This is a genomic window from Nitrobacter hamburgensis X14 (assembly GCF_000013885.1).
In the GTDB taxonomy this organism is placed as follows: Bacteria; Pseudomonadota; Alphaproteobacteria; order Rhizobiales; family Xanthobacteraceae; genus Nitrobacter; species Nitrobacter hamburgensis.
On sequence record NC_007964.1, the window covers coordinates 763937 to 777621 of the forward strand.

Annotated in this window: 13 protein-coding genes and 1 tRNA gene; 8 read left to right on the top strand and 6 right to left on the bottom strand. The window is 62.7% G+C overall.

Translation table 11 applies throughout. The features are described 5' to 3' along the window. Position 1: 1 nt before the first annotated feature. The 4 genes from fliF to NHAM_RS03600 form a co-directional block, all read right to left on the bottom strand. A complete protein-coding gene (gene fliF, locus NHAM_RS03585) occupies positions 2-1624 on the bottom strand; it encodes a flagellar basal-body MS-ring/collar protein FliF (protein WP_011509282.1) in 1623 nt (540 codons plus the stop codon). Between the two features lie 178 nt (positions 1625-1802). Then, the gene (locus NHAM_RS03590) at positions 1803-2078 is read right to left on the bottom strand and encodes a DUF1153 domain-containing protein (protein ID WP_002714638.1); all 276 of its coding nucleotides are present in this window, start codon (positions 2076-2078) and stop codon (positions 1803-1805) included. A gap of 207 nt (positions 2079-2285) precedes the next feature. Then, the gene (locus NHAM_RS03595) at positions 2286-2978 is read right to left on the bottom strand and encodes a flagellar hook assembly protein FlgD (RefSeq protein ID WP_011509283.1); all 693 of its coding nucleotides are present in this window, start codon (positions 2976-2978) and stop codon (positions 2286-2288) included. 10 nt (positions 2979-2988) lie between these two features. Beyond that, the gene (locus NHAM_RS03600) at positions 2989-4557 is read right to left on the bottom strand and encodes a flagellar hook-length control protein FliK (protein WP_245269978.1); all 1569 of its coding nucleotides are present in this window, start codon (positions 4555-4557) and stop codon (positions 2989-2991) included. 338 nt (positions 4558-4895) lie between these two features. Between NHAM_RS03600 and mnmA the strand changes: the two genes are divergently transcribed. From mnmA to NHAM_RS03625, 5 genes are all read left to right on the top strand, one after another. Continuing rightward, positions 4896-6098, top strand: coding sequence for a tRNA 2-thiouridine(34) synthase MnmA (gene mnmA / locus NHAM_RS03605; protein ID WP_011509285.1), 1203 nt, complete (start codon positions 4896-4898; stop codon positions 6096-6098). 22 nt (positions 6099-6120) lie between these two features. Next, the gene (locus NHAM_RS03610; RefSeq protein ID WP_011509286.1) at positions 6121-6759 is read left to right on the top strand and encodes a class I SAM-dependent methyltransferase; all 639 of its coding nucleotides are present in this window, start codon (positions 6121-6123) and stop codon (positions 6757-6759) included. Between the two features lie 50 nt (positions 6760-6809). After that, entirely contained in the window at positions 6810-7154 is a 345-nt protein-coding gene (locus NHAM_RS03615; protein ID WP_011509287.1) for a hypothetical protein, read from the top strand. A gap of 122 nt (positions 7155-7276) precedes the next feature. Next, positions 7277-7353, top strand: a tRNA-Met gene (locus NHAM_RS03620). A gap of 823 nt (positions 7354-8176) precedes the next feature. Beyond that, positions 8177-8944 (top strand): lysophospholipid acyltransferase family protein, encoded by a 768-nt coding sequence (locus tag NHAM_RS03625; RefSeq protein ID WP_157043525.1) that lies wholly within the window; start codon positions 8177-8179, stop codon positions 8942-8944. Here the strand turns inward: NHAM_RS03625 and NHAM_RS03630 are convergent. Next, positions 8932-9879, bottom strand: a complete 948-nt coding sequence (locus tag NHAM_RS03630; RefSeq protein WP_011509289.1) for a GNAT family N-acetyltransferase — start codon at positions 9877-9879, stop codon at positions 8932-8934. The two genes, NHAM_RS03625 and NHAM_RS03630, sit on opposite strands and share 13 nt — an antisense overlap. Positions 9880-9992: 113 nt before the next feature. Next, positions 9993-10262, bottom strand: coding sequence for a hypothetical protein (locus tag NHAM_RS03635; RefSeq protein ID WP_049769284.1), 270 nt, complete (start codon positions 10260-10262; stop codon positions 9993-9995). Between the two features lie 224 nt (positions 10263-10486). Between NHAM_RS03635 and NHAM_RS03640 the strand changes: the two genes are divergently transcribed. The 3 genes from NHAM_RS03640 (at position 10487) to NHAM_RS03650 (ending at position 13606) form a co-directional block, all read left to right on the top strand. Continuing rightward, positions 10487-11596 carry an IS5-like element ISNha7 family transposase gene (locus NHAM_RS03640; RefSeq protein WP_011509106.1) on the top strand — a complete coding sequence of 370 codons (1110 nt, stop codon included), beginning with the start codon at positions 10487-10489 and terminating at the stop codon, positions 11594-11596. Between the two features lie 1006 nt (positions 11597-12602). Continuing rightward, the gene (locus tag NHAM_RS03645; protein WP_011509291.1) at positions 12603-13418 is read left to right on the top strand and encodes an RMD1 family protein; all 816 of its coding nucleotides are present in this window, start codon (positions 12603-12605) and stop codon (positions 13416-13418) included. Then, positions 13418-13606 carry a hypothetical protein gene (locus tag NHAM_RS03650; RefSeq protein WP_041357660.1) on the top strand — a complete coding sequence of 63 codons (189 nt, stop codon included), beginning with the start codon at positions 13418-13420 and terminating at the stop codon, positions 13604-13606. Before NHAM_RS03645 ends, NHAM_RS03650 begins: the two co-directional genes overlap by 1 nt. Positions 13607-13685: the final 79 nt, after the last annotated feature.

A 13685-nucleotide genomic window follows, 5' to 3' on the forward strand; every position in this document is an offset into this window, starting at 1 on the left:
ATCACGCGGGTTCGGCAAGCCATTGACGGATGATGGAAGCGGTTTCGGCCGGGTTGCGCTCGGCCAGTTCGCCGACCCGGTGCACCGACTGGGCGTGGACCTGCCCTTGCACCTGGGCAACGTCGATCAACTGTGCGGTGGCGCTGCCGCCGGGAACGAGATTTTGCCCGGTCGCGCCGGCCTGAGCGGTGGCGTCGGCCGGGGCAGGAAGCTGGGACGGTGCGGCGCCGGCCGGGGCCGGCTCCGACGCCAGGATACGGCGGACCAGCGGCCGGATCACCATGAACGTCACCACGAGGCCGAGCAGCAACATGACGGCGAGATCGATGACGTACATCACGTCGTCTTTCGTCAATGCCATCATTCCCAGCAAACCGGCCGGCTCGGCGAGCGGCACGGCGGCGGGCGGCTCGGCGAATTTGAGGTTGACGACCTCGACCTGGTCGCCGCGCTTCTGGTCGAAACCGATGGCTGAGCGCACCAGCGTCGCGATGCGGTCGAGTTGTTCCTTGCTGCGCTCCGCATAGACCATCTGGCCCTGGTCATTCTTGGTATAGGTGCCGTCGACGAGAACGGCGACAGAAATGCGGTTGACGCGGCCGGCTTCGGTCACCTCGGTCTTGGTGGTGCGGGAAATCTCGTAGTTGTTGGTTTCTTCGCTCTTCTTGCTCTGGTCGCGCGCGGGGCTTGGATTGTCCGATTGCTGGTTGCCGGGCAGTTCGTTGTTGACCGTGACCTGGCCGTTGTTGTCGGCGGTCACGGAGGATTCCTCGCGGGTCTGGCTTGATCGCAGCACCCGGCCCTCCGGATCGAACTTGTCCGAGGTCTGGGTAATCTTGTTGTAATCGAAGTCGGCGGAGAGCTGGACGCGCGCACGGCCGCTTCCGACCACCGACGACACGATGGCCTCGACCTGATTGCGCATTCGCTTTTCGAATGCGGTACGCCGCTCGTCTCCGGTCGTGCCGTCGGCGTCGGTCGCCGAGCCATCGGCAAGCAACTGGCCGGTTTCGTCCACGATGGACACTCGCTGCGGTTTCAATCCGTTGACGGCCGAGGCGACGAGATGGCGGATGGCGCGGATCTGCTGCGGTTCGAGGCCGCCGCGGACGCGCAGAACGATCGATGCCGAAGGCTGCGGCGCTTCGCGCGAGAACAGCGGCCGGTCGGGCAGCACCAGATGGACGCGGGCGTCCTGAATGCGGTCGATGGCCTTGATGGTGCGGGAGAGCTCGCCCTCAAGTGCGCGCAGGCGATTGATGTTCTGGACAAAACTGGTGGTGCCGAGCGCGTCGGATTTGTCGAAGATCTCGTAGCCGACCCCGCCGCCCTTGGGCAGACCTGCCTCGGCGAGCTTCATGCGCAGCCGCGTCACTTTGTCCTTCGGCACCATGATCACGGCGCCGTCGTTCCGCAGTTCGTAGGGGATTGCCTGACGTTCGAGGTCCTTGATGATGCCGGAGGAGTCCTCGACGCTGAGGTCGGTAAAGAGCGTCGTCATCTGCGGGGCCGTGACGCGCATGATGACGAACGCGAAGAAGCCGATCAGTGCGGTGGTGACCGCGACCATCGCCATCAGCCGGGATGGGCCCAGGCCCTTCAGAAATGCCAGCAGACCTTGCAACGAACCAGCCCCTCGGATTCGGCCCTTGGAAAGGCCGGCTCGGCAATTATTGCCTATGGGATGGTTTCGATATGGTTAACGGCGGTTAAGACCCGTGACGAAATTGCTGAATGGCAAAAAACCGCCATCCGCAAAGGATGCCGGTTTTCTGAAAATCCGAAATATCCGCGGGATGCGCTTACTGGCGATATTGCTGAATGCGGGTGGTACGCAGCCCGGCAAGGCCATGCTGGTCGATCGAGAACTGCCAGGACAGGAATTCATCGACGGTCAGCGTGTAGCGGCTGCAGGCCTCCTCGAGGGAGAGCAGGCCGCCGCGTACCGCGGCAACGACCTCGGCCTTGCGGCGGATCACCCACCGTTTGGTCCCGGGTGCCGGCAGGTCCGCGATCGTTAACGGGCTGCCGTCGGGCCCGATGACGTATTTCACCCTCGGGCGATGGGGTTCTGTCATGGCGTACTCACAAACTCTAAACCATTGAACTCACCGAGGAACCTACGCCTCGCGGCTTAAAATTTGCCTAAGCTCAAGGCTTCAATACGATTCTCCTTCGAAATGCCGTTGCGGAAACGGCACCGGGCCAGCGTTCGGGTGGCTCCAGGACCGTTCATATGAGCAGGAAGACGGGGGGAGCAGCGGACCGGCTGAACCGCGCTGCCGTCAGTTCACGATGCGCTTGATCTGGCTGATCGTGTATGTGTCGCCTCCGATCGACAGCAATGGTGGCGACTGGGTCAGATCAACCGAATTCACCTGACCCTGAATCTGCGTCGAGACCGGGACCGAATTGCCGGACGCATCGGCGGCCGTCGTCGTCAGCGTGTATTTGCCGTCGGGCCATTGCGTGCCGTCATTGCCGAGACCGTTCCAGGAGAAAACCTGGTTGTCGCCGGCATTGACGCCGTAGGAGCCGGAGAAGACGTTCTGGCCGGTGCTGCTGGCGATATTGACGGTGAGGGTGGAGGCCGTCGGGACGCCGAGCTGCCAGGTCGCCGCGTGGTTGGTCATGGTGGCGGTGCTGCCGTCGACCACGGCGTTCTTGCCGACGAAGTCCAGGGCCTGGGTTGCCTGCGCGGTCTGCTGCAGGGAGACAAGACTCGTGAGCTGGTCGTTGGTCTTCAACTGCTGTTCGACGCCCGCAAACTGGACGAGTTGCTGGGTGAACTGGTTGGTGTCCAGCGGATCAAGCGGGTTCTGGTTCTGCAACTGCGTCGTCAGCAGTGTCAGAAAGGTCTGGAAGTTGCCGGCCAGCGTACTGTTGTTGGTCGATGCCGACGAACTTGAGGAGGACGCAGGCGGTGTCGTCGTGCCCGACACGACCTGCTGAACCGCGGAACCCACTGACGTCGTCATGTCCGTCTCCTTAAACCCTGATGTCGAGGCCGCGGCTCGATCCGAGCATCCGGCCATAGCTTCGCCCGGCTGTCGCCACGGGAACGACGGCGTCTTCGGTCACGATCAGGTGCCGGGTGTTGCGGCCGGTATCGTCGCGCGGGGTCTGGCCCTGCGAGGATTGATCGCGCAGGCTGAATTGCAGGCCGCCGTCGCCGGTCTTCAGGCCCGCGTCCTGCAGCGCGCGCTGGAGCTGCGGCGCATCCTGCCGCAGCATCGCAAGCGTTTCCGGCTTCTCCACCGTCAGATGGGACGTGACCCGGCCCTGGCGGTCGACGTCGAGCCGGACATCGATGCGGCCGAGATCGGCGGGGTCGAGCCGAATCTCGAAGCGGCTTTTGCCGCTTAGCGCAGTGACCGCGATCTGGACCGCGAGTCCGTTGAGCGGTACCGCCGCGCCGGCTGCGACGGCGACATTGTACTGCGGCGTCACCGGCGTCGTCGCGGCCGTGGATTGCACCTGCGGCTGCGCAAGCGCGCTGTTGAGGCCCTGCGGCTGACCGCTGTCGGTTTGGCCCGGTTGCGGTTGCGGAGCGGCGTCGGCCGTTTGGGCGGAATGCTGCGGCGTTGCGGCGGCTCCCGGCTGCGTTGCGAGCGTGCCGGTGTCGGACGAGGCGGTCTTCGCGCCGTCGGTGGCGACGGCATCATGCTTGTGATCGCTGGCGGCGGCGGCGTGCGGCGCGCCGGGATTGCCGGATGCGGCGGGCGGAGCTGTTACGTCCGGGGGCATCAGTCCGGGCTGGAGTCCGGTCATGACCGATGCTGTCGTCTTGCCCGGCTGCGTGGTGTCCGGCGTCTTTACGGTCGCCTTCGCGGTGGCCGGTGTTGCCGCGGCGACCGCGGCCGCCAAGGCATTTCCGGTCTGCATGGCCGCGGTGGAAGCTGTGCTATCGGCGGCGACGGCTGGATTGAAACCGGTGCCCGCGGGCGTGACTTGAGCTGCAGAAGCCGCTTGGGCCGGCAATGCTCCGGCGGCTCCGGTTGATACGATCGCTGAATCGGTGGCTGCAGTTGCGGCAGGCGCGGCGGCTGCCGATAGCGGGGCCGCGACCGGGACGGCAACCGCGGGCAGCGTTGTGACGGGTTGCGGCGGGACGGTCGGATCTGCCGTTGTGGTGTCCGAGACGGCCATCATGGGGTCGGAAGCATCTCCGGTCGAGGTGACGTCGATGCCTTCGTGTTTGGCCCGATGGTGGTGTGTATCGCCCGATGTTTCGGTGCCCGCGGCGGGCTTTTGAATGCCGGTGCGGGGGCCTGCCGAATCGGTCTCTGGCGGCCGACTGGATGACGTCTGGGAGCCGCGCGTTTGATCATTGTCGTCGGCCGGCATGGTGCGGTCCCGAGGGGAGGCGTTGGCAAGCCGGTCCGGGCGCATATCCTGCTGATCCGGCAAATTCGGCCTTTGCGCGGTCGAAGCCTGTGAGGCTTGCGCGTTGATGTCGACCAGGGCACCGAAAGTGCCGCCGGCCGACCGATCGTCCCGCTCAGACCTCTGCCGCGCGTTCGGAAACGACACGCCGGTGGTGGTTTCTGATGTCACGCTAAGCACAGGCAACCTCTCGTGATAAAGTTGCCAAGCAAACAGCAAGGACCGGGCCATCATCGAATAGGAATAAATAACTATAATATTCAATGGGTTATCAGGATCATGCGGTGGCCGACCCGGCCGGTTCGGCTGCTTCCTTTCTGCCCGGCGGCAAGATTTGCCGTCGGTCGGGCGCCGTTGTCTGGCCGTGATTGCCTCGCAGGAATACGGACTATATTAATGGGTGTGTTTCGGTCGGCCCGACGGAGCGGAATCCCGCTCCGGACCGCCGCGAAAGCCTCCGATCCGCAAGGCGTCTGTGACCTTGCGCGGTCTTGGGAATGACAGGATCAATGCTCAACAGTCTGGAACTGGAAGGCCGTCCTCAGGACACGCGGGTCGTGGTCGCCATGTCGGGCGGCGTCGATTCGTCGGTGACGGCCGCGCTGTTGAAGTCCGAGGGTTACGACGTCGTCGGAATAACCCTGCAGCTTTACGATCACGGCGCTGCGACCCATCGCAAGGGCGCGTGCTGCGCCGGGCAGGATATCCATGATGCCCGCAATGTCGCCGAGCGCCTCGGCATCCCGCACTACGTGCTGGACTATGAAAACCGCTTTCGCGAAACCGTGATCGAGAATTTCGCGGACAGCTATGCGTCGGGCGAAACGCCGGTGCCTTGCATCGAGTGCAATCGTCTGGTCAAGTTTCGTGATCTTTTGGCTACCGCGCGCGAGCTTGGCGCCGCGGCGCTGGCGACCGGTCATTACGTCGCCTCCCACCGCATGGCCGGCGGATCGCGCGCGCTGCTCTGCGCGGCGGATGCGGATCGCGACCAGAGCTATTTCCTGTTCGCCACCACGCGCGAGCAGCTCGATTTTCTGCGGTTTCCGCTCGGCGACATGACCAAGCCGCAGACCCGCGAACTGGCGCGGAGCTTCGGATTGTCGGTTGCCGACAAGCATGACAGCCAGGATATCTGTTTCGTGCCGACCGGTCGCTACACCGATATCATCAGTCAGCTGAAACCGAACGCGATGGTATCAGGCGATATCGTCGATCTCGACGGGCATGTCATCGGTCATCACGACGGCATCGTGCATTTCACAGTCGGGCAGCGCCGTGGCCTCGGCATCGCCTCCGGCGCGCCGCTTTACGTCTTGAGTCTCGATGCCGCGAACCGGCGCGTGGTGGTCGGGCCGCGCGAAGCGCTGAAGATGCATCGCATCATCCTGCGCGACGTGAACTGGATCGGTGACGGCGCGCTCGATCGCGCTGTCGGTGCCGGACTTGAGCTGTTCGTCCGGGTCCGCTCGACGCGCAAGCCCCAGCCGGCGTGGCTGCGTGCAATCGATGGCCGCTATGAGATCGAACTCGTGGCCGGCGAGGAGGGCGTGTCGCCCGGTCAGGCCTGTGTGTTCTACGATGGGCTGGAAGGGCAGGCGCGGGTGCTCGGCGGCGGATTCATCGCGCGCGCCATGGCCAGGCGCGCAAACGAAATCGCTGCGCAGAACGGCACGCCGGCGCAGCCCCTCGCCGCCGAATTGCGCGGGTAGACGTTCGGGGCGCGCGGGGAGCATGGGCAACGACATCGACCGCGCAGGCGTCGCCAGGGCTTACGGCCGCTGGGCGCCGGTTTATGATCTCGTGTTCGGCAAGGTCTTCGATCCTGGCCGTCAGTCCACCATCGCTATCGCCGACACGATCGGAGGGCGTATCCTCGATGTCGGCGTCGGCACCGGATTGTCGCTGTCGGATTATGCGTCCACCACGAAACTTTACGGCGTCGACATTTCCGAACCGATGCTGCGCAAGGCGCAGCAGCGGGTGCGTTCGCTCAATCTCACCAATGTCGAAACGCTGGCGGTGATGGACGCCAAACATCTTGCGTTCGCGGATTCGTTTTTCGACGCAGTGGTGGCGCAATATGTCATCACCGCGGTGCCGGATCCGGAAGCGACACTGGACGATTTCATCCGTGTGCTGAAGCCTGGCGGCGAACTGATTCTGGTCAATCACATTGGCGCCGAGCGCGGGCCGCGCCGCCTGTTCGAACTGGCGTTTGCGCCGCTGGCGCGGCGGCTCGGCTGGCGCCCGGAATTCCCGTGGGCGCGCCTCGTGAACTGGGCCGCCAAGCACGGCGGCGTCACGCTCTCCGAGCATCGCCCGATGCCGCCGATGGGCCACTTTTCGCTGATCCGCTATCGCAAATCCTGATCGCGCCGGTTCCCGGCGGAACATCCGCTGTGGCCGTTCGTTGCCGTGCCATGCGGATGAAGGTCACATTTTTGTTGGTCGCGCTTGTTGCGCTTCCGGATATCGCTCTTGCGCAGGCGCCGCCGACCCCGGCCACGCCGCCTGCCATGGCGAAGTCCGCCCCTTCCCCGAACTCGGCGAGTTGCGCCAATCACGACACGGCCGCGCCGAACGGAACGACGACGAACGAGCGCGGGGAGCCGCTGGGCGACAAGCTGGTGAAATCCGACGGCGTAGTGTGCGCGCTTGCGGGCGTTGATCCGGAGATTCGCGCGCCGACGCCGGAAGGCGGCAATATGCCGGTTATCCCGCCACCCGGCAGCCCCGGCGGCGATCCCACCGTGCGACCAAAATAAGCGCGGCCAAAATAAGCACTATCCCGCAATAAGCTGGCATATCGGGCGGCTTTGCTTGACAGGCCCGTGAGCGGCTTTTTATATGCCACGCGTTCACGGCTTCGGCCGACCACGAACGCCGTGGCGAGGTAGCTCAGCTGGTTAGAGCACGGGAATCATAATCCTGGGGTCGGGGGTTCGAGTCCCTCCCTCGCTACCACCAGAAAACATCAAGATATTTCAACGCCTTATGACTGCCTGAGGTTCCGACCACTGTGAGACATCTCACGGTGATGTACCCATGGGGCTGCTATGGCGCGTCTCCTATCTCGCCCGTCGCGAGGGACGTTATTGCCTTCAGGTTCGCTGCAGTCATGTCGTGGCCACCCTGCTCAACCAGCCACTGTTTCGGACGTCGTTAGGGACCGCCGATTATCGTCAGGCACGGCGGCGTGTGGCGCGGCAAACTGACTGTCCTTCAACCATCGCTCCAACGTACGCAATGGTCCAGGTATCACCGTGAAAGGATCGAGGCGCCGAGCGGTTAGTCGTGTACAGCAGGTGGTCCGCCGGAACGTCATGCTTCTTTGTTGGGCCATCGGCAAGCGACAGTGGCGGGTTGCTCCTTCCGCGATATCGATTCCAGTCTCTCGACGCAACCGGAGCCCGATTGCGGCTCGTTCTTTGCAGGTCCGCGCGAAGACTAAGGCGCATGACGCGCCGTTGCCATTTGGTGTGAGTGAATCGATATTCCGGTAAATCGATTTCGGCGAGATGGAGGTTCATCGCCTCGGTGTTGCATGTCGGCAGGACGAGCGTCCGCACCTTTACCTTCCATCGGACAAATCGCGCCGGAGATCTAGCGGCGTTGTCGAACGTATGTGTCGTATATCTTGCCGCCGGGCGGCGTTGCTCAGCCAATGGATTTGTTTCCTCGTCAGTACCCTGTCGCAATGGGGATCACAAAACCATTACAATAGCTCATTAGGTATCAACCGCGGCTCCTGGAGAGTTGAACCGGGCAGGGAATGGCGGCATTTCACATGCTTCGTCAGATTTGGTTTGCGTCCGTGTTCGCACTTATTACGGGCCTGCTGCTACCGTTCCAGATCGTCGCGGTATGGGCAAAGCGGCCCGCCGCCCGGCGCATTCCGATGCTTTACCATCGCTGTCTCGCCCGCCTGATCGGCTTGAGCGTGGTGGTAGACGGCGAGCCATCGCACAGCCGGCCGCTGCTGATCGTATCGAACCACGTTTCCTGGCTCGATATTGTCGTGCTGTCGGCCTGCACGCCGCTCATCTTCGTCGCCAAAAGCGAGGTTGCCGGATGGCCGCTTCTCGGCCGGCTCGCCAAGCTTCAGCAGACCGTGTTCGTCGATCGCGACCGCAAGCTCAAAAGCCGCACCGCCGCCGAGGAGATCGCCGGACGGATGCTCGCTGGCCATGCCGTGGTGCTGTTTGCGGAAGGCACGTCGAGTGACGGCTCGACGGTTCTTCCGTTCCGCTCGGCGCTCGTCGGCGCGGCCGCAGCGGCAATGTCTGTAGACAGCGGCGCGGCGGCGGTGTTCATCCAGCCGCTTGCCGTATCGTACCCTCGATCGAACCGGCGCGTCGCTGCGTGGTACGGCGATATGGCGTTTCTGCCGCACCTGTTGAGCGTAGTGAGAGCCGGCGAGATTGAAGCCCACGTTTCATGGGGAGCGCCGCTTACCTTCACGCCGGGCAGCGACCGCAAGGAGGTCACGCGCCGGCTCGAAGAGAGCGTGCGCGGCCTCAAGGCCGCGCACGACGTCGCCGGTCAGGCGGCGTGACGCTCCGCCGCCGGGCCGAAGTGCTCGATGTAGCGGCGGTTGATCGAGGCGACCGGCAAGCCGATGAAGACGTCAGTGGTGCCGAACTGCCGGTCGATAACCGCCCCGTGGCCGATGAAAGCCCCGACGCGAAGGTAGCCCTTGATGAGCGGTGGCAGTGCCCGCATCGCCACCTTGGTATCGATCATGCTTTTGGCCATGCGGTTCATCTCGACATAGCGGCTCGGACGCGCACGAACCGCCCAGGCATCGGGCGCCACCGCGTGGTGATGCAGGAACGACAGCGGCAGCGCGAGCTGGTCGGCGTTGGTGCCCTCGAAGCTGGCGCAGCCGATCATCGCATCGATCCGATGGCGGACGACGTAAGTCCAGATGCCGTGCCAGAGCAGTTCCACGGTGCGCCGGTCGCGATAGGCCGGCAACACACAGGAGCGGCCGAGTTCGAGGAAACGCAGGCCCTCGTGGCGCGACAGCAGCCCGCCGATGTCGTATTCCCGGGCGGCGTAGAAGCCGCCATGCGCGGCTGCGACGCTCTGGCGCAACAGGCGGTAGGTGCCGACCACGCCGAAGCGCGACCGCCCGTTGGCGGGAAGCGAGCGGTCAATGACGATCAGATGATCGCAGATGCCGTCGTAAGGGTCGATGTCGCGCTTTGACAAATAGGCGACCGGGTTGGGGGTGGCCGACATCTCGTCGTAGAACACACGATAGCGCAGCTTCTGCGCCAGGCGCACATGCTTGGCCTTGGTGGCGAGACGAATCTCGAGCGAGTTGATGCGGCCCAGCACCTCCTGGTCGAGCAGTGCTTCGCGGCCTACAACCTGCAATCCGCTATATGCCCGCAGCGCCGGGATGACCTGGCTCATTCCGTTTGGTGCGAATGGCGGCCGGAAACGGAAGCCGGCAGCACGGGTAGGAGGATCTACGACGGACATCGGATGCAGTCGCCTGTTCGGCGAACCCCCGTTGAGTTGCTGCGCCACTCAAGCACGGACAAGCTACAGCTATATGAAAGCGCCAGTGTGGACCTCGCACGCGCGGCCGCCGCTCATGCCGCGGCGGCGAGCCCGGCAGCCGGCCGACGGAAACGAACAACCGTGAAAACCCGCAGCGGTTCGACCGGCTCGCTTCCGGCGAATTCGATGCCGTCCGGCCTCCCAGCCCATTGCAGGAGGCGCGAGAGCGGAAAGTCCGGTCGTAGTCCTATGGCGCCGACATAGCGTGCCGACCAGCGCTCGATCGCGGCGACGGCTCCTCGCTCGGAGTAGAAATGGGTGACCAGAATGATTTCTTTGCCAGGCGCAATACGCCGGCGCATTCGGCAAAGCACCCGCTCCGAGTCGGCTGGCTGAGTCGCCACCAACGAGAACGCTGACAAAGACCTTGCGCCAGATTCGGACGTGATTAAATCGCTCCGCATCGATCCAGGGCGACTAAAGCAATCTAGGCAAGTAACCTTGCTCTAGCAGGCTGTTGAAGAAGTCTCTGGCGCAGCGGTTCTGGGCATGATTCTCTTGATGCGGATGCGTCGAGGGGGGAGCGATGCGGGGAAGCGACGAACGGTCAGGCTCGCTGTTCAGCTATGTGGACTTGGAGGCTCGGATTCGCTCCGACCATCCGCTGCGAACGATCCGACAGATCGCGAACGCGGCGTTGAATGATCTGTCGAGGGACTTTGACAAGCTCTACACGGCGTTCGGCCGTCCCTCGATCGCACCGGAGAAGCTGCTTCGGGCAATGCTGCTGCAGGCATTCTACGGGATCCGCTCGGAACGGCAGTTGATGGAGCGGCTGGAGTTCGACCTGCTGTTGCGCTGGTTCGTGGGCTTGGGCGTGGACGACCCGGTGTGGGACCACTCGACCTTCTCGAAGAACCGCGACCGATTGCTTGAAGGTGAGATCGCCGCGAAGTTCTTGAACGCGCTGATGGGGCAGCACCAGGTCAAGCGGCTGTTATCAAGCGAGCATTTTTCGGTCGACGGCACGCTGATCGAGGCGTGGGCATCGATCAAGAGCTTCCGGCGCAAGGACGGCGGTGACCAGGACAGTGATGGACCGGGACGCAACGCCGAGCGCAGTTTCCACAACGAGAAGCGCTGCAACGAGACGCATCAGAGCACGACCGATCCCGAGGCACGGCTCTATAAGAAGGGCGGCGGCCAGCCGGCGAAGCTTTGCTACATCGGCCATGCCCTGATGGAGAACCGCAACGGACTGGCGGTGCTGGGTGGCGTGAGCCGGGCGACCGGAACGGCGGAGCGGGATCAGGCGTTGGCGCTGATCGACTGCCACCGCGGCCAAAGCGAGCGGCGGATCACGCTGGGCGCCGACAAGGCCTATGACGTCACCGCATTCGTCGAGGACTTAAGACGGCGTTCGGTCACGCCGCACATCGCCATCGACGGGCATTTGAGCAAGACCGGAAAGCCGCGCAAGACCGCGATCGACCAGAGGACTCTCCGTCATGCCGGATATGCCGTCAGCCAACGCTGTCGCAAGCGCATCGAGGAGGTGTTCGGCTGGATCAAGGCCTCCGCCGGACTTGCCAAGATCAAGCTGCGAGGCCGCGACCGCGTCAACGCCACCTTCACCCTGGCGCTGGCGGCCTACAACCTGATCCGCTTGCCCAAACTCCTGGCAGCCGCCGCGTGAAACACAAGTCGTGCACCGTCAAGATGCTCGATCAGGACCCTGATGGTGGCGCCGCCCGCAGATCACGCTGACTCCATTCCATATCCGTCTCCGTGGGAAACTTCTTCAACAGCCTGCTAGAGCCTTTCCGCGATCGCATCGCTGTTCAGGCCATTTGAAATGGTTCAGGGCGGACCCCATTTAAGCGATGCGTTTCGTTAAAGGAGCAAGCTACTCTGACCATGCTTGGGAGAAATGATTATGAAAAGGCTTTCGCTTTGCGCGACGGCAATAATCTGTTTCGTTGTCCTAGCGCATACCGCAAACGCACGATCGGCCTACGATGGTTCTTGGGATCTCGTCTTCGTGACGCAACGAGGCGCATGCGATCCTACCTACAACTTCACCGTCAATATTTCTAACGGAGTTGTGACGCATCCTAATCTCGTGAAGTTCAGAGGATACGTCGCAAAATCTGGCGCGGTTCGCGCTTCGGTGACCGTTCAGGATAAATACGCCTCCGGCTCAGGCAGACTCTCCAGTGTTTCTGGCCGCGGGACATGGAACGGCCACGCAGGAAATGCGCGATGCTCAGGGTACTGGACCGCACAACGAAATTGATATCTTCACAACGCGAAAACGTGAGCATTTGCCCTGAGACTCAAACCGCAGGCTTCCGGACAAATCTTACAAACCTTCTTGTAAGCGACAAGCGCCTTGCGCCAAGAGCGGTCGCCTGCACGCTGTTTCTCAGGTTCTGCGTGAGCGCCGATCGATCGGATCGGACTGCCATACATCCAACCGTTGACTCCAAGGCGGCTCGGTCAGCTCTCGCTGGTTCTCCTGGCGTGCGCACCCTACATTGACTGCAAATGAGCAACGCCCTCCACGTTCCCTGCGACGCCGCGACCGCGCGAGCAGTCGGACCCGCCAATTGCCGAACGCCTTGAGCGGGATAGTGTGCGAGAAATGAACGCTTGCTGAAGAACCGCTGCATGAAGCGCGGAGACTTTGGGGAGATGTCGTGATGACCAAACCGGCAATTATCTCCGCGGAAATGGGCACACGGGTCACCGCACATGCCCTGTATATTGGAGACCGGATCAATACGATGGGCTTCGAGGGAGAAGTGCTTTCGGCGCTCCCGCTCGCGGTCCGGGTTGGCAAGGCTGGTGTCGCCGTTCTGTTTCGCTACGGCGTCGCGGTGCTGATCGGCCTTTCGCCCGAAGATGAGGTCGACTTTTTGGAAACGCTGAAGCCCCGGATCGGTGGCGAGTTCGTGCGATTTGAGGAAGAAACCGCGATCGTTGCGCTTGCCAGTGAAGCCGAGGACCAGGTTCAGGCGGGAGGACCGATTCAGTTGCGGGATATGTCGCACGAAAGGCTTCTTGTCATTGCCGATGTCCTTGCGAAGAGCGTTGTGCTTGCCCATGATGAACGCGAAGTGGCAAAAGTGTTCGAGATCATCGAGCCATTTGCGAAAGAGCTGGCAGATCACGGAGGCACTCGGCGGAACCGAAAAGGGATGTTGAAATTGCTCGGAAATGCCCTGCTGGTACAGCACCGGGTATCGGGTCGTGTTGCGGTAGCGGAAAAACCCGATGCTTTATGGGACCGCCCAGATCTGGAGCGGCTCTATGCACGGCTCGAAGACGAATACGAACTTAAAGAGCGCGTCGACGCACTCAACCGGAAGCTCGCCGTAGTGGCCGAAACGGCCAACACTCTCGCTGACATCATCGATACACGCCGATCGCTACGCCTTGAACTCATTATCGTTGTGCTGATCGCGCTCGAAATTGTCGTCACCTTTTACCAAATTTATGCTGCTGGAGGCCACTGATGCTGCAGCGAGTTGCGCTTGATGCAGAAACTCTGGCCTTGAAGCAACAAATCAATGTCCTGCGGCGAACCGCTGCAGGAGACCTCCCTTCGCTCTACGGCCTGCTGATCATAGGCCATGTCGATCGGTCCGAGACCGCCCGACTTCTGTCCTCTCATCCTGCCAAAACGCATATCCAGAACGGCTGAGGGGGGGGGCGACCCCAGGAAATGCATTGATTGTAGCCGCTCCATATCCGGTCCACCGAAGCGGAAATGCTTTTTTGAG